At 72.9% G+C, this 22,237-nt stretch carries 21 protein-coding genes and 1 pseudogene; 17 read left to right on the top strand and 5 right to left on the bottom strand.

Going from position 1 to position 22,237, the window contains the following annotated elements; genetic code table 11:
- Positions 1 to 81 precede the first annotated feature (81 nt).
- From ABZ956_RS19775 to ABZ956_RS19735, 9 genes are all read left to right on the top strand, one after another.
- On the top strand, positions 82 to 654 hold the full coding sequence (locus tag ABZ956_RS19775; RefSeq protein WP_361895157.1) for an XRE family transcriptional regulator: 573 nt from the start codon (positions 82 to 84) through the stop codon (positions 652 to 654).
- Between the two features lie 69 nt (positions 655 to 723).
- Positions 724 to 1,266 carry a YbaK/EbsC family protein gene (locus tag ABZ956_RS19770; RefSeq protein ID WP_361895154.1) on the top strand — a complete coding sequence of 181 codons (543 nt, stop codon included), beginning with the start codon at positions 724 to 726 and terminating at the stop codon, positions 1,264 to 1,266.
- A gap of 126 nt (positions 1,267 to 1,392) precedes the next feature.
- Positions 1,393 to 1,752: a DurN family substrate-assisted peptide maturase gene (locus ABZ956_RS19765; protein WP_361894957.1), complete on the top strand. Its 360-nt coding sequence runs from the start codon at positions 1,393 to 1,395 to the stop codon at positions 1,750 to 1,752.
- Positions 1,753 to 1,795: 43 nt separating this feature from the next.
- Positions 1,796 to 2,032: a cinnamycin family lantibiotic gene (locus ABZ956_RS19760; protein WP_361894954.1), complete on the top strand. Its 237-nt coding sequence runs from the start codon at positions 1,796 to 1,798 to the stop codon at positions 2,030 to 2,032.
- 140 nt (positions 2,033 to 2,172) lie between these two features.
- Entirely contained in the window at positions 2,173 to 5,427 is a 3,255-nt protein-coding gene (locus ABZ956_RS19755; RefSeq protein ID WP_361894951.1) for a type 2 lanthipeptide synthetase LanM family protein, read from the top strand.
- 14 nt (positions 5,428 to 5,441) lie between these two features.
- Positions 5,442 to 6,410 (top strand): Nif11-like leader peptide family natural product precursor, encoded by a 969-nt coding sequence (locus tag ABZ956_RS19750; protein WP_361894948.1) that lies wholly within the window; start codon positions 5,442 to 5,444, stop codon positions 6,408 to 6,410.
- Between the two features lie 47 nt (positions 6,411 to 6,457).
- Entirely contained in the window at positions 6,458 to 7,522 is a 1,065-nt protein-coding gene (locus ABZ956_RS19745; protein ID WP_361894945.1) for an ATP-binding cassette domain-containing protein, read from the top strand.
- Entirely contained in the window at positions 7,519 to 8,391 is an 873-nt protein-coding gene (locus ABZ956_RS19740) for an ABC transporter permease (protein ID WP_361894942.1), read from the top strand. Before ABZ956_RS19745 ends, ABZ956_RS19740 begins: the two co-directional genes overlap by 4 nt.
- Before the next feature lie 100 nt (positions 8,392 to 8,491).
- Positions 8,492 to 9,514, top strand: a complete 1,023-nt coding sequence (locus tag ABZ956_RS19735; protein WP_361894939.1) for a CinY protein — start codon at positions 8,492 to 8,494, stop codon at positions 9,512 to 9,514.
- An 81-nt stretch (positions 9,515 to 9,595) separates the two neighbouring features.
- On the opposite strand, the gene ABZ956_RS19730 is transcribed toward ABZ956_RS19735, so the two are convergent.
- Complete coding sequence (locus ABZ956_RS19730; RefSeq protein ID WP_361894936.1) at positions 9,596 to 10,222, bottom strand: YigZ family protein; 627 nt, start codon at positions 10,220 to 10,222, stop codon at positions 9,596 to 9,598.
- 74 nt (positions 10,223 to 10,296) lie between these two features.
- Here ABZ956_RS19730 and ABZ956_RS19725 point away from each other — a divergent pair, with 74 nt between their 5' ends.
- On the top strand, positions 10,297 to 10,704 hold the full coding sequence (locus ABZ956_RS19725) for a CoA-binding protein (protein WP_361894933.1): 408 nt from the start codon (positions 10,297 to 10,299) through the stop codon (positions 10,702 to 10,704).
- A gap of 44 nt (positions 10,705 to 10,748) precedes the next feature.
- Here ABZ956_RS19725 and ABZ956_RS19720 read toward each other — a convergent pair whose 3' ends face one another.
- Both ABZ956_RS19720 and ABZ956_RS19715 read right to left on the bottom strand, forming a co-directional pair.
- Positions 10,749 to 11,399 carry a response regulator transcription factor gene (locus ABZ956_RS19720; RefSeq protein ID WP_361894930.1) on the bottom strand — a complete coding sequence of 217 codons (651 nt, stop codon included), beginning with the start codon at positions 11,397 to 11,399 and terminating at the stop codon, positions 10,749 to 10,751.
- On the bottom strand, positions 11,396 to 12,535 hold the full coding sequence (locus tag ABZ956_RS19715) for a histidine kinase (RefSeq protein WP_361894927.1): 1,140 nt from the start codon (positions 12,533 to 12,535) through the stop codon (positions 11,396 to 11,398). Before ABZ956_RS19715 ends, ABZ956_RS19720 begins: the two co-directional genes overlap by 4 nt.
- 131 nt (positions 12,536 to 12,666) lie before the next feature.
- Here ABZ956_RS19715 and ABZ956_RS19710 point away from each other — a divergent pair, with 131 nt between their 5' ends.
- Together ABZ956_RS19710 and ABZ956_RS19705 are read left to right on the top strand one after the other, a co-directional pair.
- On the top strand, positions 12,667 to 13,377 hold the full coding sequence (locus ABZ956_RS19710; protein WP_361894924.1) for a methyltransferase domain-containing protein: 711 nt from the start codon (positions 12,667 to 12,669) through the stop codon (positions 13,375 to 13,377).
- A pseudogene (locus ABZ956_RS19705) lies at positions 13,377 to 13,847 on the top strand (DedA family protein); the annotation flags it as partial. The gene ABZ956_RS19710 and the pseudogene ABZ956_RS19705, both read left to right, overlap by 1 nt.
- Before the next feature lie 150 nt (positions 13,848 to 13,997).
- On the opposite strand, the gene ABZ956_RS19700 reads toward ABZ956_RS19705, so the two are convergent.
- Positions 13,998 to 14,783, bottom strand: a complete 786-nt coding sequence (locus ABZ956_RS19700) for an AfsR/SARP family transcriptional regulator (RefSeq protein WP_361894921.1) — start codon at positions 14,781 to 14,783, stop codon at positions 13,998 to 14,000.
- A 217-nt stretch (positions 14,784 to 15,000) separates the two neighbouring features.
- Between ABZ956_RS19700 and ABZ956_RS19695 the strand changes: the two genes are divergently transcribed.
- From ABZ956_RS19695 to ABZ956_RS19675, 5 genes are all read left to right on the top strand, one after another.
- Positions 15,001 to 15,492, top strand: a complete 492-nt coding sequence (locus ABZ956_RS19695; protein WP_361894918.1) for a hypothetical protein — start codon at positions 15,001 to 15,003, stop codon at positions 15,490 to 15,492.
- Positions 15,493 to 15,594: 102 nt separating this feature from the next.
- Positions 15,595 to 16,116 (top strand): hypothetical protein, encoded by a 522-nt coding sequence (locus ABZ956_RS19690; RefSeq protein WP_361894916.1) that lies wholly within the window; start codon positions 15,595 to 15,597, stop codon positions 16,114 to 16,116.
- Complete coding sequence (locus ABZ956_RS19685; RefSeq protein ID WP_361894913.1) at positions 16,106 to 17,287, top strand: MAB_1171c family putative transporter; 1,182 nt, start codon at positions 16,106 to 16,108, stop codon at positions 17,285 to 17,287. The genes ABZ956_RS19690 and ABZ956_RS19685 overlap by 11 nt, the downstream gene beginning before the upstream one ends.
- A gap of 209 nt (positions 17,288 to 17,496) precedes the next feature.
- A complete protein-coding gene (locus ABZ956_RS19680; protein ID WP_361894911.1) occupies positions 17,497 to 18,663 on the top strand; it encodes an exonuclease SbcCD subunit D in 1,167 nt (388 codons plus the stop codon).
- Positions 18,660 to 21,761 carry an SMC family ATPase gene (locus tag ABZ956_RS19675; RefSeq protein WP_361894908.1) on the top strand — a complete coding sequence of 1,034 codons (3,102 nt, stop codon included), beginning with the start codon at positions 18,660 to 18,662 and terminating at the stop codon, positions 21,759 to 21,761. Before ABZ956_RS19680 ends, ABZ956_RS19675 begins: the two co-directional genes overlap by 4 nt.
- On the opposite strand, the gene ABZ956_RS19670 is transcribed toward ABZ956_RS19675, so the two are convergent.
- On the bottom strand, positions 21,706 to 22,197 hold the full coding sequence (locus ABZ956_RS19670) for an Lrp/AsnC family transcriptional regulator (protein WP_361894905.1): 492 nt from the start codon (positions 22,195 to 22,197) through the stop codon (positions 21,706 to 21,708). The genes ABZ956_RS19675 and ABZ956_RS19670 overlap by 56 nt on opposite strands.
- Between the last annotated feature and the right edge of the window lie 40 nt (positions 22,198 to 22,237).

Genomic DNA, 22,237 nt, shown 5'->3' with positions numbered 1-22,237 from the left:
AGTGTGGTGAATGGTGGCGTCCATGACACCGTAGTGCATGCTGCTGAACTTCATTCATTAATATATTTGACTGGACGGACTGTGACGGACCTCGAGCAGCTCACGCAGTCGCTCGCCCGCAACCTCAAGCGCTGGCGCGGCGAGCGCAACTTCACCCTTGACGCCCTCGCGGCACGCTCGGGCGTCAGCCGGGGCATGATCATCCAGATCGAGCAGGCCCGTACGAACCCCAGCGTCGGCACCACGGTCAAGCTCGCCGACGCCCTCGGCGTCAGCATCACCACCCTCCTCGACTACGAGCAGGGCGACCGCGTCCGGCTCGTACCCCCGGAACAGGTGGTGCGGATGTGGTCCACCGAGGCCGGCAGCCACACCTCGCTGCTGGTGGGGACCGAGGCGCGCGGGCCGCTGGAACTGTGGGAGTGGCGGATCGTGCCCGGTGACAGCAGCGTCTCGGACGCGCACCCGCCCGGCACCATCGAGCTGCTGCGGGTGACGGCCGGCGAGCTCACGCTCGTCGTCGACGGCGAGGAGCACACCGTCCCCGCCGGCACCTCGGCGACCTTCGAGGCGAACGTGCCGCACACCTACCGCAACGACGGCTCCGAGCCCGTCGAGATGACCATGGTGGTGGCGGTACCGCCCGCCCGCTGAGCCGCGCCGCCGGCACGGGCCACGGCTGTTAGCTTGGCGGGCATGAACAGCTCGCCGACCCCGACGCCGATGGACGCCTTCGACGAGGTCCGGCCCGCCGTGGAGTGCCTGGGCCTGCTGGTCCCGCCCGTGGCCGCCGCCGTGCGCGGCTGGGGCGGTTCCGTGCCCGTGACCGAGCTGCGCTACGTGGACACCGACCCGGAACGGGCCGACACCGCCGTCCTGGCGGAGAGCTACGGCCCCTGGCTGCTGGAGCAGTCCGCCAACTGCGTCGTCGTCGCCGCCCGGCGCGGGGGCACCACCACCCTCGCCGCCTGCCTCGTCCTCGGTCACACCCGCGCCGACGTCAACGGCGTCGTACGCCGTCACCTCGGTGCCCGCAAGGCGTCGTTCGCGCCCATGGACACCGCGCTCGCCGCGACCGGCATGGAGTACGGCGGCATCACCCCGATCGGGCTGCCCGCCGGCTGGCCCGTCCTCGTCGACGCCGCCGTCGCCGACAGCCCCCACCTGATCGTCGGCAGCGGCAGCCGGCGCGGCAAGCTCATCGTCCCAGGCAAGGCACTCGCCGAACTGCCCGGCGCCGTGGTGCTTCCGGGGCTGGGGAGCTGACCCACCCAACCCCCCCACCACGGCACCGCCGCGGACTCCGGTTTTCTGAAAGCGGACTGAAACCGTAGTGAAAGTGGGCGCCCCTACTGTCGTTCTCACCGGGAGCCGACTGGATGGGGACGGGCCATGAAAAGCGCCAAGGAACCGACGATCTACCAGGACGTGGATATCATCCGCCGCATCCAGGAGCTCATGGTTCTGTGCTCCTTGCTGCCGCCCGACGGCAAGCTGCGTGAAGCGCTGGAGCTCGCTCTCGCGCTCCACGAGGAGCCGGCTCTGGCCCGGATCACTCCCCTCACCAATCTCCATCCCTTCGCGACGAAAGCCTGGCTCGAAGCCCTGTGGCTCGGGGAGGGCGTCTCCAGCGAGGAGAAGGAACTGGTCGCCTGGCAGAACAAGAGCGAAAACATGGGCCCGGCCATTCGTGAACTCCGGAACGCCGAGCAGCAGTCCGGTATCACGTTGGTCGCCCGGCTGACGTCCTGACATCGCCAGGTGTCGGGATTCACCTCAACATCGGAGGTAAGTCATGACCGCTTCGATTCTTCAGCAGTCCGTCGTGGACGCCGACTTCCGCGCCGCGCTGATCGAGAACCCGGCCGCGTTCGGTGCCTCGACCGCGGTCCTGCCCACGCCCGTGGAGCAGCAGGACCAGGCGTCCCTCGACTTCTGGACCAAGGACATCGCCGCTACGGAAGCCTTCGCCTGCAAGCAGAGCTGCAGCTTCGGCCCGTTCACCTTCGTGTGTGACGGCAACACCAAGTAAGCGGCCGTTGCCCTTGGGCGGTAACGCCCGCCCGGTGTGATGACGCGGTGGGTCGGCCCTCGCCGGCCCACCGCGTCGCGCCGCGCGGCGGAGCCCCGGCCACGAGCGCTCCCGACCTCGACCGCAGGAGAGTTTCGCACATGGCAAACGCGTATCCGCTGGACATCGCAGCGCGGGCGGCCAATCTGACCGAGCGATCGCGCGTCGTCGCCGCGTCGGGCGGCGCCGCGGCGGCCGGAGGGGGCGGCACCGCGGTCGAGCTCGACGCGTTCGACCGCTGGAAGATCGACACACTGGCCGGGAAGCTGGCCGACAAGTTCCACCAGGAGTCCCTCCACCGGTCCAGGCCGCCCCAGTACACCAAGGACGAGCTCGTCGGCGTGCTGTCCGCGTACCGCCGCATCGAACTGGGCCTGGGCGAGGCGGACGAGGAGACGCGCGAGCTCCTGAGCACCCTGCACGGCGCCTGGCTGCCCACCTACCGGACGGCCCTGGGCGCCTTCGGCCGGGAGCGGACCGGTCCCGGGGCGGCCGAAGAGCCCGCCTGGCGCGCGTTCGACGTGTATTACGGGCGGCTGGCCAAGGCATGCGAGCCGTTCCTGTGCGAATTGGGGCGTGCCCTGCGTGCCGTACGCGGCGCGGCGGAGAACGGCAGCGCCCTGCTGAGCCCCAAGCTGGTCGAGGACATGCAGCTCCACCTGCTCGACCGCTTCGAGTTGAGCATGGCCTGGGCCGTGGAAGCCGACGCCAACGTGCACTGCGCACAGACCGGAATCGACAAGTCGAAGGCCGGTCGCGACGAGTATCTGGCCTATCTCGACGCCACGTTCGCCGACAGCGCGGCCTATCACCGCTTCTATCTGAAATTCCCCGTGCTCGGCCGCTGGCTCGCGCACACCACCGCCCTGCTCACCTCCTTCGGCCGGGACATCCTCGAAAGCCTGGCGGCCGACGCGGAGGCCATCGGAAAGGAATTCTTCGGTCAGCGGATCGCCGAATTCCGGTCCCTTCGGCTGGGCGACTCCGATCCGCACGCGGGCGCGCGTACCGTCGCCCGCGTCGACGTCGTGCTCGCCGACGGAAGCACGGCCGAATTCTTCTACAAGCCGCGCAGCGTCCGCTCCGAGGCGGCCCTGCAGGACCTGCTCGCCCGGCTGGCGGACGACAAAGTCGTCGACTTCGCGACCCGCCCCGTCCTGCCGCGGGACGGCTACGGCTACGAAGCCCTGATACCCGCCGGGCGCAATCGCGTCGAGACGCACCGGGAAGTCCAGCGGATCTACGAGGAGCTGGGCGGCTACCTGGCGATCTTCTACGTGCTGGGCGGCAGCGACCTGCACTTCGAGAACATCCTCGTCGCCGACGGGCACGCCTTCGTGTGCGACGCCGAGACCGTCCTCGGCGTTCACCCGCGGGGCCGCTCGCAGTCCGAAGGCACCCTCCTGGACTCCGTGTTCAAGACGGGACTGCTCGAGTGGCCGCGTTCCGCGCGGCCGGGCGAGGAGGCCGCCGCCGAGATGCGGATCAGCGGCTACGCGGGCGGCGAGGGATACGAGGTCCCCGTCCCGGTGGCCCGCCGGAACGGCGAGGGGCTGAGCTTCGAGGCGTCCGTGGTGCACCGCACCGGCGTCCACGTCGAGACCAGCGCCTCCAACCGCGTCTTCCTCGGCGAGGAGCTCGTCCGCCCCGAGGACCACGCAGAATCGATCATGGAGGGCTTCGACCGGGTCTACGCCTGGTTCGCCAAGGAACCCGACGCGGCCGTCGACTTCGTGATGGAGACGTTCAGCTGGGTCACGGCCCGCTTCATCAACTGGGGCACCCAGATCTACGCCCAGCTGCTGAGCGCCGCCCGCCACCCGCGGTGCCTGACCGAGCCCCTCGAAGTCGACCTGCTCGCCAACACCGTGCGCACCTTCCCCCGCACCTGGGACGCCGAAGGCATCCTCGCCGCGCGCGAAGTGAACGCCATGTGGCAGCTGGACGTGCCGCTGTTCACCGCCGCCGCACACGCCCGGCAGCTGGTGCACGCGCACAGCGAACCGCTGCCCTCGCCCCTGGACATCTCGCCGATCGACCACGCCGCCGCCCGCATCAGGCGGCTGTCGGAGGAGAACCGCGAGCAGCAGAGCCAGTACATCGCCGCCAGCCTCTCCACGGGCGAGATCAGCAGCCCCTCCTTCGTCGCCACCTCACTGGACTACGCCGTCAGGATCGGCAACCGGCTGTGCGGCGAACTCAGGTCGCCCGACGCCCCCGCGCCCTGGACCTCGTACCAGCTGGCGGGCGGCCGGCTCGCCCAGGTGGACATCGAGGCCGACCTCTACCAAGGCTCCGCGGGCGTCGTGCTGTTCCTCGCCTACCTCGACCATCTCGTACCCCGCCCGGAGTTCCGGCAGGCCGCCCGGCAGGGCCTCGACCACGTCCTCGCCCAATGGGACCGCGGCCGGCTGGGCGCGTTCGCGGGGCTCGGCGGCGTCCTCTACCTCCTCACCCACCTGCACCGGCTCTGGGGCGAGAAGGAGCTGCTCGACCTGGCCGTCAAGCTGAGCGACGAGCTTCCCGACCGCATCGAGGAGGACCGGCACTTCGACGTCCTGCACGGGGCGGCGGGCCTCATCCCCGTCCTGCTCGGCCTCGCCGGGGAAAGCGGCGGGCACGGCCTCGACCACGCCCACCGGTGCGCCGAGCACCTGCTGCGGCACGCCGAGGACGACGGCGAGACCCTCAGCTGGCCCCCCTCCGCCCCCGACGAGACATACGGCAACCTCACCGGCTTCTCCCACGGCTCCGGCGGCATCGGCTGGGCCCTGATCCAGCTCGGCCGGCACACCGGCCGGCCCGACTACATCGAGGCCGGGCGCAAGGCCTTCGCCTACGAGGACCGGTACCTCGACGACAAGGAGAAGGACTGGTACGACCTGCGGATCAACAACGGATCCACGGTCAAGGGCGCCCGGCACTTCTCCAACGCCTGGTGCAACGGGGCGGCGGGCATCGGGCTCGCCCGCATCACCAGCTGGGACGCGCTCGGCCGCACCGACGAACAACTGCTGCGCGAGGCCCAGCAGGCCCTCTCGGCGACCATGCGCAACTTCCCCCGCCTGAAGAACCACACCCTGTGCCACGGCACGTCCGGCAACGCCGAGCTCTTCCTGCGCTTCGCCCGGCTGAACGACGAACCGGCCTTCCAACTGGAGGCGAACGTCCAGGTCCAGGCGCTGTGGCGGAGCTTCGACGAGGCGGGCGACAGCGCGGCGGAGGGCAGCGCCGACTTCTTCCCGGGACTGATGATCGGCATCTCCGGATTCGGCATGCACTTCCTGCGGCTGGCGGACCCGGACCGCGTCCCGTCCGTGCTGCTCCTCGACCCGCCGTCGCACCACGAACAGTAAGGAGTCGCTCCACCATGGCCCTGAAGACCTGCGAGGAATTCCTGCGCGACGCCCTCGACCCCGACCGCTTCGGCCGGGAGATGAAGGCGGTCACCGAGATACCGGAGATCGTCAAGCTCGGTCACCGCCACGGATACGGCTTCACCGCCGAGGAGTTCCTGACGAAGGCCATGACCTTCGGCACCCCCGAAGCCGGTGCCCCGGAGGCCACGACCACGCCGGGGCAGAACGGCACCTCGACCGGCAAGGCCACCGAGGCCGCCACGCCCCGCCCGGAATCCGGCGCCACCAGCTTCGCCCACTACGAGTACCGGCTCGACGAGCTCCCCGAATTCGCCCCGGTCGTCGCGGAACTGCCCCGGCTCAAGGTGATGCCGCCCTCCGCCGACCTGGACCGTTTCACCTCCCGCTACCGCGACGAGGACATGCGGACGATCTCCATGTCCCCCGCCGACCCCGCCTACCAGAGCTGGCACCAGGAGCTCGCCGGGCGGGGCTGGCGGGACACCGAGGCCGCCGCGCCGGACGCGCCCCGGCGGGACTTCCACCTCGTCAACCTCGACGAACACGTCGAATACCCCGGCTACGAGGAGTACTTCGCGGCGAAGACCCGCGTCGTGGCGGCCCTGGAGAACCTCTTCGGCGGCGACGTGCGCTGCTCGGGCTCCATGTGGTACCCGCCGTCCAGCTACCGGTTGTGGCACACCAACGCCGACCAGCCGGGGTGGCGCATGTACCTCGTGGACGTGGACCGGCCCTTCGCCGACCCCGGCCAGACCTCCTTCTTCCGCTACCTCCACCCGCGCACCCGGGAGATCGTCACGCTGCGCGAGAGCCCGCGCATCGTGCGGTTCTTCAAGGTCGAGCAGGACCCGGAGAAGCTGTTCTGGCACTGCATCGCCAACCCCACGGACCGGCACCGCTGGAGCTTCGGCTATGTCGTGCCGGAGAACTGGATGGACGCCCTCCGCCACCACGGCTGACCCGCCACCCGTCGCCCGCGCACACCGCGTGGCACCAAGGAGGAGCGATGTTCGGAGCAGGACCGCGGACCGCGCGCAAGCCGGCGGCGGACGCGGACGGCGATGCCGCGCGCGAGGCCGACGGGCCGGTGCCGGCCCCCGGGACCCCGGCCGGGCCCCGGGCCCCACGGCCCGGTCCGCCGGCCATCCTGGCGAGGGGGCTGGGCAAGTCGTACGCGGGCGTGGAAGCGGTGCGCGGCATCGATCTGACCGTCGCCCAGGGGGAGACCTTCGGCTTCCTCGGCCCCAACGGGGCGGGCAAGACCACGACCATCTCCATGCTGACCACGCTGGCCACGCCCACCTCGGGCCGGATCGAGATCGCCGGCCACGACACCCGCACCGCCCCCCAGCAGGTGCGCCGCAACCTCGGCCTGGTCTTCCAGGAGACCACGCTCGACCCGGAGCTGACGGCCGTGGAGAACCTGCGCTTCCACGCCGACCTCTACGCCCTGCCGAGGGCCGGGCTCAGCGAGCGCATCACCGCCATGCTCGAGCTCGTAGGGCTCGCCGCCCGCGGCGGTAGCCTCGTGCGCACCTACTCCGGCGGCATGCAGCGCCGGCTGGAGATCGCCCGCGGTCTGCTGCACCGGCCCCGCCTGCTCTTCCTGGACGAGCCGACCATCGGCCTCGACCCGCAGACCCGGGCGCAGGTGTGGACGCACCTGGCCGAGATCCGCGAACGCGAGGCCACGACCATCTTCCTCACCACGCACTACCTCGACGAGGCCGAGCAGTGCGACCGCATCGCCATCATCGACGACGGCCGGATCGTCGCCCAGGGCAGCCCGGCCGAGCTGAAGTCGGTCATCGGCGCCGACCGCGTGGACCTGCGCACGGGCGACGACGCCGTGGCGGCCACGCTGCTGCGGACCCGCTTCGGCCTCGACCCCGTCCAGGGCCCGGCCGGCCTCAGCGTCAAGGTCGCGGAGGGCGCCAGGCTCGTCCCGGCGCTGTGCGCGGCCCTCGACGTGGCCGTCTACGAGGTGACCGTCACCCGCCCCAGCCTCGACGACGTCTTCCTGCACCACACGGGGCGCGGAATCCGCGACGACTCAGGAGCCGGCGCATGACGCACGCCACGGCCGCACTGCCGGCGGCCGCCCCCCGCGAAACCGGCCGGATCGCCGCCGAATGGCGCGCGGGCAGCATGGTCTGGCGCCGCGAGATGATCCACTTCCTGCGCTCGCGGGCCGGGATCGCCGTGTCCCTGCTGCAGCCGCTGCTGTTCCTCTACGTCCTGGGCATCGGCCTGTCCCGGATGTTCAGCGGCGCCGGCTCCTCCGACGACTACATGGTGTTCCTCTTCCCCGGCGTGCTGGTGATGGCGGCCCAGGCCCCGGCCATCTCGGTGGGGGCCTCCATCGTCTGGGACCGGCAGAGCGGGTTCCTGCGCGAGATGCTGGTGGCGCCCGTCCACCGCAGCACCCTGCTGATCGGCAAGTGCCTCGGCGGCGCGACCGTCGCGGCCTGCCAGGGCGCCGTCGTCCTGGCCAGCGCCGGGCTGGTGGGCGTGCCCTACCGGATCGACCTCTTCGCCGCCCTGCTGGCCGAACTGCTGCTGGCCTCCCTCGCGATGACCGTCATGGGCGCCGTGATCGCGGTCAGGATCCAGCGCATCCAGACCTTCCATACGGCGCTGACGGTCCTGACGGCCCCCATGGTCTTCCTGTCGGGGCTGATGTTCCCCGTCAGCGCCATGCCGGCCTGGATGGCCTCGCTCACCCTGGTCAACCCGCTGACGTACGCCGTGGACGCCATGCGCCAGACCATCACCGCCTTCCACCCGGCCCCGGCGGCCGGGGCCTCGGGCGCGCCCTTCTTCGACCCGGTCTCCTGGGGCGGCTGGGACGTCCCGCCGGGACTGTCGGTGGCCCTGGTGGCCGCGTTCTCCGTCGCGGCCCTGGCGGTGGCCGCCCGCCGTTTCTCACGGACCGACTGAATTCCCGCAGACCGACTGAAAACGCCGTCGTCCCGGGCGACCCAACGGTGGATCATCACTCACGACCGTAGCGCCGAACCCGATCAGAGGAGACTGCACCATGCGCACCACCAGACGCCTCACGCTGCGCCGCCGCACCGCTCTGCTCATGGGCACCGCCTCCCTGGCGGCCCCGATGCTGCTCACGGTCCAGGCCGGCGAGGCGCAGGCGTTCGGCACGATCAACTCGCTCGGGCAGCGGGCCGAGCACGAGCGCATCACCAGGGCGGCGCTGGCCTGCGCCCCCGGCCAGGCATCCGACGGGACGTGTTTCGAGCCGCGGTCGATCGACCAAGTGGCGGGTCACACCGGCACGTTCGGCGCCGTGGGCTCGCCGGACTCCGACGAGATCTTCACCCCCGAGGCGCACTGCGACGACGCCGACTTCCTCACCGCCTCCGGTTACCCCCGCACGCGTCAGCAGGCCAGTGAGCAGCTCATCGCCTGCATATCGAAGCTGCAGGGACGTTTCGGCCAGGGTGTCTCCGCGGGGTCCGCCACCCTGAACGGCGACGGCACCGTCTCGCCGGGCAACAGCGACCTGTCCGTGGACTGCACGTTCACGGGCGGCGTTCCCGGGCGCGGCAAGTGCAACGCCATCGAGGGTTTCGGTCGCGCGCTGCACGGCGTGCAGGACTTCTACTCGCACAGCAACTGGGCCGACAAGGCGGACCCCAACCAGGGGATCGGCGTCGCCAACCCGCCCGGCCTGAACATGACCGGCCCGTCCCCGCTGCTCGCCCTCAAGAGCGGCAAGCCGCCGGCGCCCTCCGCCGTGCCGGCGCAGCTGTCCACCGGCTGCTTCTCCCTCAACCCCTTCGGCTGCTCGAACCGGGTCACGCACTCCACCCTCAACAAGGACACCGGCCTGATCGATCCGGCCACCGGCGCCACCAGTGACCCGACCACCAACCGCGGCCGGATCACCGGCAACTTCGACCGCGCCGTCAAGGGCGCGATCGCCGACACCCGCCGTCAGTGGGCCGACTTCCGTGCCGCGCTGACCGAGCGCTACGGCCAGGAGCGCGGCCAGCGCATCGGCTGCGTCCTGACGCACGACAACCCCGTGCGCGACTGCCGCTGACCCCGGCTCCACCACGGACGACCTGCCGGCCCGGCCACCTAGGGCCGGCAGGCACGTACGCACGTACCCCGGGCACCCCTGTCAGGCGTCGCCGTACGCCTCGCCGCCGAGCTCCAGGACCGCCGAGCCGGCCGTGGTGTCCGCCAGCCAGGCCCTGAACCCCGCCACGTCCGCCTCGGGCAGCCCGATCTCGATCCGCACGCCCGCCCCGTAGGTCACCTCGCGCACATCCCGCCCGGTGGCCCGCAATTCGTTCTCCAGCTTGCCGGCCCGCTGGTGGTCGACCGTGACCGTCGCCAGCCGGAAGCGCCGGCGGGTCACCGTGCCCAGGGTGTCGAGCGCCTCCCCGACCACCCCGCCGTAGGCCCGGATCAGGCCACCGGCGCCGAGCTTGACGCCGCCGAAGTAGCGGGTGACCACGGCGACGACGTACCGCATGTCGCGCCGCACGAGCATCTGCAGCATGGGCACGCCCGCCGTCCCCCCGGGCTCGCCGTCGTCGCTCGCCTTCTGGACCGAGCCGTCGGCACCGATGACGTACGCCCAGCAGTGGTGCCGGGCGGCCGGGTGCTCCTTGCGGATACGCGCGACGAACGCCTGCGCCTCCTCCTCGGTGGCGGCGGGCGCGAGCGCGCAGATGAAGCGAGACCTGCTGATCTCGATCTCGTGCTCGCCCTCGAGCGCTACGGTGCGGTACTCGTCCTGCATCCCGTAAGCCTAATCCCGCCGCGACATCCTCCCGCTCCCGGGAATGCTCCGGTGACCTCGCTCGTTGAGCCGGCATGTACGCAGAACCGGGGATCATCCGGAAGATCATCGAGGGGACCGGCGACACCTGGGCGGTGGTCGGTCTGTCGGCCAACGAGCAGCGCGCCGCCTACCGCGTCGCGGAGGTGCTCCAGGGCCACGGCAAGCGCATCGTGCCCGTCCACCCCAGGGCCGAGACGGTCCACGGCGAGCGGGGATACGCCACCCTCGCCGACATACCCTTCCCCGTCGACGTGGTCGACGTCTTCGTCAGGTCCGAGCTCGCGGGGGCCGTCGCCGACGAGGCCGTCGCCATCGGTGCGAAGGCGGTCTGGTTCCAGCTGGGCGTCATCGACGAGGACGCCTACGACCGCACGCGGGACGCGGGCCTGCTGATGATCATGGACCGCTGTCCGGCGATCGAGATACCCCGGCTGGGCTGACCGACGCGGGCGGGGGCGGACAGCCCGCCCCCGCCCGCCCCACCTCACACCGCCAGCCCCGCGTCCCTGGCGCACAGGGCCGCCTGCACCCGGTTGCCGACCTCCAGCGCGGCCAGGATGCGGCTGACGTGGGCCTTGACCGTGCTCTCCCGCATGCCCAGACCGTCGGCTATCTCGGCGTTGGAGGCGCCTGCCGCCAGGAGCCCGAGGACATCGGCCTCACGGGGGGTCAGCCGGGCGACGCGGAGCTGGGCGGCGGCGGAGTCACGGGAGGCCGTGCGGTGATAGCGGTCCACCAGGCGGCGCGCGGCGGCCGGATGCAGCATGGCCTGCCCCGCGGCGACGACCTCTATCGCGCGGATGATCTCGGCCGGGTCGGTGTCCTTGAGCAGGAACCCCGAGGCGCCGGCGGCCAGGGCGTCGTACACGTACTGGTCCAGGTCGAAGGTCGTCAGCATGACGACCTCCGGCGGACAGGGCAGGGCGCGCAGCCGCTCGGTGGCGGCTATGCCGTCCATGCGCGGCATCCGGACGTCCATCAGGGCCACGTCCACCCGCAGGGAACCGGCCCGTTCGACGGCCTCCAGGCCGTCGCCCGCCTGGGCCACCACCTCGATGCCGGGGACGTCGTCGAGGATGTCGGCGAGGGCCAGCCGGACCAGGCTGTCGTCGTCGACGATCAATGTACGGATCATGCCGCTCCCGGCGCGAGGTGGTCTTCGAGGGGAATGTCCGCGGCGATGCTCCAGCCGCCGCCCCCGGCCGGCCCGTAGTCCAGCCGGCCGCCCAGGGCGGTGACCCGTTCGGCCAGCCCGACCAGGCCGTAGCCGCTGCCGACCGGCGCCTCCTCGGGCGAGGGCTCGCCGGCCTGGTTGCGTACCTCGACGGTGGATGCCGGCGGCCCGTAGCGCACCGTGACGTGGACCGGCGCGCCCGGGGCGTGCTTGCGGGCGTTGGTCAGCGCCTCCTGCACCAGGCGGTGGACGGCGAGCCGGTGGCTGGCCGGCAGGGGCGCGGCCGAGCCCTCCACGACGGCCTCGATGTCCTGGCCCGCCGCGCGCGCCTCGTCGAACAGCGCGGGCAGCTCCCGCAGCCCCGGGACGCGTTGCCCCTGCAGCTCGGGGTGGTCGGGGTCGCGCAGCACGCCCAGGACGTCGCGCAGGTCGCCCAGCGCCTCGGTCGATGTCGTGCGCAGCAGCGCGAGCCGGTCGGCGACGGGCTCGGGAAGGGAGGCGGCCCGCCGCTGCAGGGCGCCCGCGTGCAGGGCGAGCAGGCTCAGCCGGTGGGCGAGCACGTCGTGCATCTCGGCGGCGATGCGGGCGCGCTCGTTCAACCGGGCCTGCTTCGCGCGCAGTTCCCGCTCGACGCGCAGATGATCGACCTGCGCGGTCAGGCTCGCGACCAGCCGCCTACGGCTGTCGACCCACAATCCCAGCACCATCACCAGGGCGAACGGCAGGACCGGACCGTAAGCCCGGGTGGTCCACAGCAACTGCTCGGGCTGCGCGAACCAGTTCCCCGCCAGCGCCACCGCCGCGCACGCGCAGCCCAGCGCGCGCCAGCCGCGCGAAGCGAGGTAGAAGAGCATCACCAGCAGCGGCAGCAGCGCCCCGACGGCGATCGCCGCGCCGACCGTCACCACGACTGTGACCACCGGGACGCGATAGCGCACCGCCAGCGACAGGCTGCCCAGCGCGGCGACGGCCGTGTGCGGGCCGAACAGCGTGGCGCCGGCGCCCACATAGGCGTTCTGCACCGACAGCACACCAACGGCCGCGATCAGCAGCGCCTCCGCCCATCCCGGCCACCTCCGGTCGTCCGCACTCAGCACGGGTAAATCGTAGTCAGCCAACGTTTCCGGTCCCTCCGCCAGTCGGCCTACGCTACCCCCTACTTTCGTACTGATCGAGCGTCGCACAACGGCCGATGGTGCGGCCCGCGCGGGCCCCTAGTTTCATGGTCATGGATCTGACGCAAGCCAACTCCACGCCCGCACAGCCGCGTTCGGCTGCCGGGCTGGCCTTCCTCCGTGAGGCGACCCGCACCTTCCGTACCACCGGCGCCATCGCGCCCAGCAGCAGGCAGCTCGCGGAGCGGCTGGCCGCGCCGCTGGCCCCCGCGAGCAGACTGCGCCGCCCCACCGCGGTGCTGGAGGTCGGGGCCGGCACGGGCCCGGTGACGCGGGTGCTGGCCGGGTCCGTCGGGCCCGCCGACCGGCTGGACGTCGTCGAGATCAACCCCCGCTTCGTCGATATTCTGCACGGCGCGCTGCGCACCGATCCCGCCATGTCGGCCGCTTCCGACCGCATCCGGATCATCCCCGAGTCCATCACCGAGATGCGTATCGACCACAGCTACGACGTCATCGTCTCCTGCCTGCCCTTCACCAACTTCGAGCCGGACACCGTCAAGGCGATCCTGGACCGCTACCTGTCCGTGCTCGTCCCCGGCGGCCATCTGACCTTCTTCGGCTACCTCGGCACCCATGCCACCCGCTCCCTGCTGAGCAGCCGCAAGGAGTCCGTGCGCCACCGTGAAGTGACCGACCTGCTGCACGAGTTCACGCGCCGCTACGCCAGCCGGCACAGCGTCGTGTGGCGCAACCTTCCGCCCGCCCGGGTGTGGCACGTGCGCGCCCCCGAGCACGCCACCCGGGCGGCGGACGCGGCCTGATGCCGACCGCGGACGAGCTGCTGCAAGGGGTGCCGCCGACGGCCGCGTACGGTGTCGTGCTCGGCCTGGTGCTCCTGGAATCGGTGCTGCTGCTCGGTTCGTTCGTGCCGACGCTGAGCCTGATGCTGTGCGCCGGGGTCCTCGCCCAGGAAGGCACGCTGCGGCTGCCGCTGGTCGTGCTCTGCGCCACGGCCGGGGTGGTGACCGGTGATCTGCTCGCGCAGCGCACCGGGCGCCGCCTCGGCCCCGGGCTGCGGCGCAGCCGGCTGGGGCGGCGGCTGCCCGACGCGGCCTGGGAGCGGGCCTGGTCGGTGCTCAAGCGGCGCGGTGGACCGGCGCTGCTGGTCTGCCGCTTCGTGCCGGTCGTACGGACCTTCGCGCCGCACCTGGCCGGGGCGGCCGGCATGCCGTACCGGCGCCTGGCCCCGTACAGCCTGCTGGCGGGGCTGCTCTGGGCGAGCGCGGAGGCCGGGGCGGGGTATGTGCTGGGCGCGTCCTACGAACGGCTGACCGCCGTGCGTGGTGGCGTGCCGGCGCTTGTCGCGGCCGGCTGTGTCCTGCTGGCCGTGCTCGTGGGGCTGCTCGTGCACCGCCGCCGCTCGCGCGGGGCGGTACGGGCCTCAGGCCGAGCGCGCCAGCGACAGGCTGACGTCGGTGCGCAGGATCGCGACGTGCAGGTGGCGCAGTTCGCGCCCGGGGTCCACCCCGAGCTCGTCCCGGAAGAAGCCGCTCACCTCGGCGTACGCGGCCAGGGCCTCGCCCCTGCGGCCGCAGCGGTAGAGGGCGAGCATCAGCCGCTGCCACAGGCTCTCGCGCAGCGGGTACTTGGCGGTGAGCGTCCGCAGGTCGCCGACGATCTCGTCGTGGCGCCCCAGGGCGAGGCACACGTCGTGGTACCGCTCGATGGCCCGGATCCACTCCTCCATCAGGCCCGGCACCACGTCCCGGTGGAGCGCGTCCGAACGCACGCCCCCCAGCGGCTGGCCGCGCCACAGGGCCAGCGCCTCGGTGAGGGCGGTGTACTCCAGCGCCCGGTCGCCGAGTTCGGCGGCGAGCCGGGCGCGGGTGGCGGATTCGCGGAAAAGAGTGAGATCGAGACAGCCGGTGGGGACCTCGATCAGGTACCCGCTGGGCGAGGTGCGCAGGAGCCCGGACAGCCCCGCGCCACCCGCGTCCAGGCTCTGCCGTAATCGGGTGAGGAGGGTGTGGAGGGCGGGGCGCGGGCTGTGCGGCAGCTCGTCGCCCCACACCAGGTCGACGAGCTTCTCGACCGGGACGATCTCGCCCGGGTGCACGAGCAGGGCCGCGAGGAGGGATCGTTGCCTGCCACTGGGTAGCGAAACGTTTTTTCGGCCCACTGCGACGCTCAGCGGTCCGAGAACTCGGAAGGATGTTTCCCGGCTCATGAACTCTCCCCTTCGCTCATCGAGCCGCACCGTGAAGGCGGCTGGGGACTGCCGTGCCCGCTGTCAACTCAAGCGGATGTCTCGGTCGGCAAGCGTACGTTGCGTACAGAGTCGCTTGTCAACTATGGCGTATGAATGTCAGGCTTGTCTGGCGTTATCCATACGCTCAAGCGGACAGAAAAAGTCGACCGGGCAACTCCTACGAGAGGGACGGGGCATGAGCGGCAGTCAGCAGGCACCGGACCACAACGACCGTCCCCTCCTGCGGAAGTTCGACCAGCGGCTCAGTGAACTGATCGCCGCCACCGCCCGCCCCGACGGGTGCAGGCGCCCCGGATACGCGCGCCTGGCCAAGGAGATCCGCGACACCACCGGCAGGACCATCTCCGGCACCTACCTCTGGGAGCTGGCCACCGGCAAGAAGCGCAACGTCACCCTCGAACAGCTCGACGTCCTCGCCGAGTACTTCGGCGTGCCGCCCGAGTACTTCCTCGACGACGACGAGGCCGGCCGGCGCATCGACGACCGGCGCAGACTCGCCGTCGCCCTGCGCGACGCCAAGGTCCGCAACCTCGCCCTGCGCGCGGACGGACTCTCGCCCGCCTGTCTGGACGCACTGATCGCCATGGTGGACGAGGCACGCAAGACCCAGAACCTGTCGTCCATCGACGATGACGACGACACCACCACCCGTACTTCTTCAGGGTAGTCAACGACCCGACGCCGGTCCCGTGGGCCTGGAGGACCGATGCCACGCCGTACGTACGTCGCCTACCGCCGCTGCCTGAGAAAGGGTCAACGGGAACCCGAGATGCCGTACACGAGCGACGCCGCCCTCCGCCGACGCTGCCGGGCCCTGCTGGCCCGCATCAGCCTGCCCCGGCCCTTCTCCGTCGAGGCCCTGTGCCGGCACCTCGGCGAGCAGCGCGGCCGGCCGATCCACCTGCACCCGCTGCCGGAACAGGCCGCCATGGCGGGAGCCTGCGGGCTGTGGCTGGCCACCGCCACCGACGACCACATCTTCCACGAGCGCCACACCGTCCGCCCGCACCAGGAGCACATCGTCCTGCACGAGATCGGGCACATGCTCTTCGACCACCACTCCCTCTCCCCGGCCGGCGGCCACACCGGCGCCCTCCTGGCCGACCTCGACCCCCGGCTCATCCGCCGCATCCTCGCGCGCACCAACTACTCCACGCGCCAGGAACAGGAGGCGGAGATGCTTGCCAGCCTGATGCGCACCAGCGCACGCGCCTGCGCCGAGGAACGGCCGCCGGGCGCGCTCGGCAGGCTGCAGGCGGCGCTCGGCGTGGTCGGCTCCCATGACCACTGACGCCCCCGTCCACGTCCTGGAGAGCACCGGCGCGATCTGCCTGTGGATCGCGGTGATCGTGCGATGTCCCTACGCCGTGCGCCACCCCCCACAGCGAGGGCTGTGGCTGGCGGTGGCCACGGCGGCCCTCGCGATGACCCTGCCCCTCCTCTCCGGCCTCCCCGGCACCCCGGCCCCCGCCCTGCTGCTCGCCCGCAGCCTGGCCGGCATGGTGTCCGCCGGCGCCGTCCTCTGCTTCGTCGTCACGATCATGGGTGGCCGGCGGATCCGCGCCTGGGCCTGCGGCGCCGTCGCCGCGGTGGCCCTGGCCCTGGCGCTCCTCGGCCTCACCACCGCAGCCCACCGCTCCTACGGCACCGTGGCCACGATGCCACCCGCCGCCACCGCCTACTGGCTGCTCCTGATCTGCACCCACCTGACCGTCAACGCGGCCTGCGTCGCCGTGTGCTGGCGGTACGCGACCGGCCACCGCAGCGGCTCCGCGCTCGCCCTCGGCCTGCGGCTCTTCGGCATCGGCACGGCCCTCGCCGGGCTGTACTGGCTCCGCCTCTTCGCCGGCCTGTTCACCGCCTCGGACGCGCTCCTGGGCTACCAGCCCCTCCTGATGGCCCTGCACGGCATCCTGCGGGCCGCGGCCGTGCTCGTACCGACAGCCGTCGCGCTGCGCCAGGCGGCCCGCGACATCAGGACCGTCTGGCGGCTGTGGCCACTGTGGCGCGAGCTGGTGGACGCCGTCCCGCACGTCGCCCTGGCCCGCGCCCGGCCCCGGCTCACCGAGATCCTCTGGCCCCGGGCCTCCTGGAAGCTGCTGGCCTACCGCAAGGTCGTCGAGACCCGCGACGCCATCCTCGTCCTGCGCGACTACACCGAACCCCGCGTCACCCGCGCCGCCCGCGCCACCGTGGCCGCCGCACCCGTGCGAGGCCCCGCCGCGGCGGAGGCCGCCGTGCTCGCCTGCGTCCTGCGCGAAGCCCGGCACGCCAAACTCACCGGTCTCCCACGCACCGCCGCCCACCCGCCCGAACCCCTCGGCCTCGGTCTCGGCAACGGCGGCCTCGACGACGAACGGATCTTCCTCCTGCGCCTCGCCGAGGCCTACGCCTCCCCACCCGCCCTCACCTTCGCACCCCACCGCGCCCTGCCCCGCGACGACCACAGGGCGTGCGCCTGACCACAGCGACCGGCCGGGCCGGCGGCAAGGCATTCGGGCAACCGTGTCCTTCGCCCCCGGCCCGGATGCGAAACTGTGAACAGTGATGGACAGCGTGCCGCCCGGAGCGGGCGAGGCCGGCGAGGCCACAGGGGTCACGAAGGCCCTGCACCGCCCGACGGGGGAGAACCAGTGAAGGGGACGGAGAACATGCTGGTCGGAGCCGTCCTGTGAGACTGCTGCACACCTCGGACTGGCACCTGGGGCGGTCCTTCCACCGCGTGAACCTCCTGGCGGCCCAGCGCGACTTCCTCGGCCACCTCGTGCGGACCGTCCGCGAACGCGACGTCGACGCCGTCCTCGTCGCCGGCGACATCTACGACCGCGCCGTACCGCCGCTCGCCGCCGTCGAGCTCTTCGACGAGGCACTGCACCGCCTCGCCGCCCTCGGCGTGCCCACGATCATGATCTCCGGCAACCACGACTCGCCCCGCCGGCTCGGCGTCGGCGCCGGCCTCATCGACCGGGCCGGGATACACCTGCGCACCGACCCCGCCGGCTGCGCCACCCCCGTCCTCCTCTCCGACGGCCACGGCGACGTCGCCTTCTACGGCCTGCCCTACCTGGAGCCCGCCCTGGTGCGCGAGCAGCTCGGCGCCGCCCGGGCCGGCCACGCCGCCGTGCTGGACGCCGCCATGGAGCGGGTACGCGCCGACCTCGCATCCCGGCCCGCCGGGACCCGCTCCGTCGTCCTCGCCCACGCCTTCGTCGCCGGCGGCACGACCAGCGACAGCGAACGCGACATCACCGTCGGCGGCGTCGCCTCCGTACCCGCCGAGGTCTTCCGCGGCATCGACTACACCGCCCTCGGCCACCTCCACGGCAGCCAGACCATCACCGACCGCGTCCGCTACTCCGGCTCCCCCCTCGCCTACTCCTTCTCCGAGGCCACCCACCGCAAGACCATGTGGCTCGTCGACCTCGCCGCCGACGGCGACGTCAGCGCCGAACGGATCGACTGCCCCGTGCCGCGCCCGCTCGCCCGCATCCACGGCCGCCTCGAGGACCTCCTGGCCGACCCGCACCTCGAGCGCCACGAACAGGCATGGATCGAGGCCACCCTCACCGACCCGGTGCGCCCCCAGGAACCCATGGCCCGGCTCACCCGCCGCTTCCCGCACACCGTGAGCCTGGTCTTCGCACCCGAGAGGGCCCCCGAGGACCCCCTCGCCTCCTACGCCCAGCGGCTGCGCGGCCGCACCGACCAGCAGATCGCCGAGGACTTCGTGGCGCACGTACGCGGCGGGCAGGGCCCCGACGAGGCCGAGCGCGCGGTACTGACCGCCGCCCTGGACTCCGTACGGCTGGACGACACCCTCGACGAGGTCGCCCGATGAGGCTCCACCGGCTCACGATCACCGCCTTCGGGCCCTTCGGCGCCACCCAGCACATCGACTTCGACGAGCTGTCGGCCGCCGGCCTCTTCCTGCTGCACGGCCCCACCGGCGCGGGCAAGACCTCCGTCCTCGACGCCGTCTGCTACGCCCTCTACAACGGCGTCCCCGGCTCCCGCCAGGGCAGCGGCCTCACGCTGCGCAGCGACCACGCCGACCCCGCCACCCCCACCGAGGTGGTGCTCGACCTCACCGTCGGCGGCCGCCGGCTGGAGATCACCCGGCGCCCCGAGCAGCCCCGGCCCAAGAAACGGGGCACCGGCGTCACCAAGGAGAAGGCCTACAGCGCCCTGCGCGAGAAGCCCGCGGGCGGCGGCGAATGGAAGGCCCTCAGCCGCTCCCACCAGGAGATCGGCACCGAGATCGAGCAGCTGCTCGGCATGAGCCGGGAACAGTTCTGCCAGGTCGTCCTCCTGCCCCAGGGCGAGTTCGCCCGCTTCCTGCGCGCCGAGGACGCCGCCCGCGCCAAGCTGCTGGGCCGGCTCTTCGACACCGGCCGCTTCGCCGCCGTCGAGGACCGCCTCGCCGAACTGCGCCGCGCCGCGGAGGCACAGGTGCGCACCGGCGACGAACGGCTGCTCGCCCTCGGCCACCGCATGCGGCAGGCCGCCGCCGACCCCTCCCTGCCCGAGGTGGGCACCCCGGCACCGGCCACGGCAGCGGACGGGGCCACCGCGGCCCCGCCGCGCCGCGCCCGCGCGTCGGTCCCGGCGCCCCGGCGCGGCGAGCAGCCCCTCGCCCCCGGCGAGGCCGGGCTGGCCGAGGCCGTGCTGGAGTGGGCGGCCCTCGCCCGCACCGACGCCCGCGAGCGGTACGCGATCGCCGTGGCCGCCGTCCACGCCGCCGAGCACCACCACCGCTCCGCGCAGCGGCACGCCGACTCCGTACGCGAACTGGCCCGGCTGCAGGGCGCCCACGCCGAGGCGACGCGCCGCGCCGCCGCGTTCGCGCAGCGGCGCGCCGAGCGGGAGCTGCTGAGCCGGCGGCTGGAGCGGGCCCGGGCCGCCGAGGCCGTCGCCCCCGCGCTGGAGCTGCGCGACAAGGCCGAGGCCGAGCACCTCGCGGCGGCCGCCGCCGAACGGCAGGCCCGTGCCGCGCTGCCCCGGGAACAGGGGGACGCCGGCGCCGGAGAACTGGCCGCCGCCGAGCGCGCGCTGCGCGAGGAGCTCGGCGCGCTCTCCGCCGCCCGCCGCGCCGAGGCCCGGGCGGCCGCGATCGCCGGCGACCTCACCGCGATGGACCGCGCCGCCGGCGCCGACGAGGAGATGCTCGCCGAGGCCGACGAGTGGCTCGCCTCCTGGCCGGCCGTGCGCGCCGCCCACCAGCAGCGCGTCGACGACGCCCAGGAGGCCGTCGGGCGCGCCGAGCGGCTCGGGGGGCAGCTCGAGACCGCCCGCCGTACGCTCCTGGCCGCCCGCCGCCGCGATGCCCTCACCGGCGAGTCCGTCGCCGCCGAGGCCCGCCTGCTGGCCGCCCGCGAGGAGGCCGCCGCCGCGCGCGAGCACTGGCTCGGCCTCAAGGACCGGCGGCTGCGGGGCATGGCCGCCGAGCTGGCGGCCGCGCTGGCCGCCGGGGACCGGTGCGTCGTGTGCGGTTCCCGCGACCACCCCGAACCGGCCCGCCTGGACGCGGGCCATGTGGACCGGGCGGCCGAGGAGGCCGCCCTGGCCGCGTACCAGCGCGCCGACGCCGTCCGCGAGCAGGCCGCCGCGCACCTGACCTCGCTCGGCCGGGACCTCGCCGCCGCGACGGCCGACGCGGGAGCGGCGCCCGTGACCGAACTGGCCCATGCCCTCGACGCACTGGAACGCTCCCTGGCCGCGGCCCGGGCCGACTCCACCGGCCTGCACGCCGCCCGGGAGACGCTGGCCGCCGCCGAGCGCGAGTGCGAGCGCCGCCGCACCGCCCAGGAACAGGCACGGCTGCGCATCGCCGCCCGTACCTCGCGCCGTGAGCACCTCGAGCGCGAACTGAGCGCGCTCGAGGAGGAACTGGCCGCCGCCCGCGGCGGCGAGGAGAGCGTCTCCCGCCGTGCCGAGCGGCTCGAGGACCGGCTCACCCGCGTCGCCGGAGCCGCCGAGGCCGTACGGGAGGCCGAACGCACCGCCCGTCGCCTGAAGGAGGCCGACGACCGGCTCACCGACGCCGCCCGCCGCGCGGGCTTCGACGACGCGCCCGCGGCGGCCGGGGCCCTGCTGGGCCCCGGGGAGCAGCGGGAGCTGGAGGAACGGCGGGAGCGGTGGCGGAGCGAGGAGGCGACGATCGCCGCCGCGCTGGAGGACCCCGCCGTGGCGGCCGCCGCCGCCCTGCCGCCGGCCGATCCGCAGGCCGCCGTGGCGGCGGCCGAGGCCGCGACGCGGCTTCTGCGGGGGGCGTCCGCCGAAGAGGCGGCCGCGCGCGCCCGCTGCGCGGATTTGGACCGGCTCTCCGCCCAGGCCGTCGCCGACGCCCGCCGGCTCGCCCCGCTGCGCGAGGAGTACCACCGGGTGGCCGAGCTCGCCTCGCTGGCGGCCGGCACCTCCGCCCGCAACGAGCGCAAGATGCGCCTGGAGTCGTACGTCCTGGCCGCACGGCTCGAACAGGTCGCCGCCGCCGCGACCGCCCGCCTGCAGCGCATGTCGGCCGGGCGCTACACCCTCGTCCACTCCGACGCCAGGACCGCCGGGCGCGCCCGCTCGGGCCTGGGCCTGCACGTCATCGACGCCTGGACGGGCAGTGAGCGCGACACCGCGACCCTCTCCGGCGGGGAGACGTTCTTCGCGTCGCTGTCCCTGGCCCTCGGCCTGGCCGACGTGGTCACCGAGGAGGCGGGCGGCGTGCGGCTGGACACCCTCTTCATCGACGAGGGCTTCGGCAGCCTCGACGAGCAGACCCTGGACGAGGTCCTCGACGTGCTGGACTCGCTGCGCGAACGCGACCGCACCGTCGGCATCGTCAGCCACGTCGCCGACCTGCGGCAGCGCGTCCCGGCCCAGCTGCAGGTGGTCAAGGAGCGGTCGGGTTCGGCTGTCCGGCACCGGACGGCGGGGTACGCCGGCTGAGGGCGCGGCGGGGGAGCGGCGAGGAGTAGACCACGCTCGTGGTCACCGAGCCGAGCGCGCCGATCCGGCCCGCGACCTCCTCCAGGTGGCGCATGGACCGGGCCGCGACCTTGATCACGAAGCAGTCGTCGCCGGTGACGTGGTGGGCCTCCAGGATCTCCGGGGTCGCGGCCAGCAGGTCGTGGAACGGTTTGTAATTGCCGTTGGGGTACCTCAGCCGTACGAACGCCAGGACCGGCATGCCCAGCCGCTCGGGATCCACGACCGCGGTGTAGCCGCCGATGATCCCGGCCTCCTCCAGCCGACGGACGCGCTCGGTGACGGCGCTGGAGGACATGTTCACGGTACGCGCCAACTCCGCGTAGCCCGCACGCCCGTTGCTCTGCAGGGCGTCGAGAATGCGCCAGTCGGTGGCGTCAGGGGAATAGCCGGTCATGTGCGATGTCTAGCAGTGGAATCCCCTGTTCATCAAGAGT

The organism is Streptomyces sp. NPDC046261, from assembly GCF_040646235.1.
Classification (GTDB): Bacteria; Actinomycetota; Actinomycetes; order Streptomycetales; family Streptomycetaceae; genus Streptomyces.
Note: the sequence above shows the minus strand (reverse complement) of the source record. Positions and strands in the feature narration are given on the sequence as shown.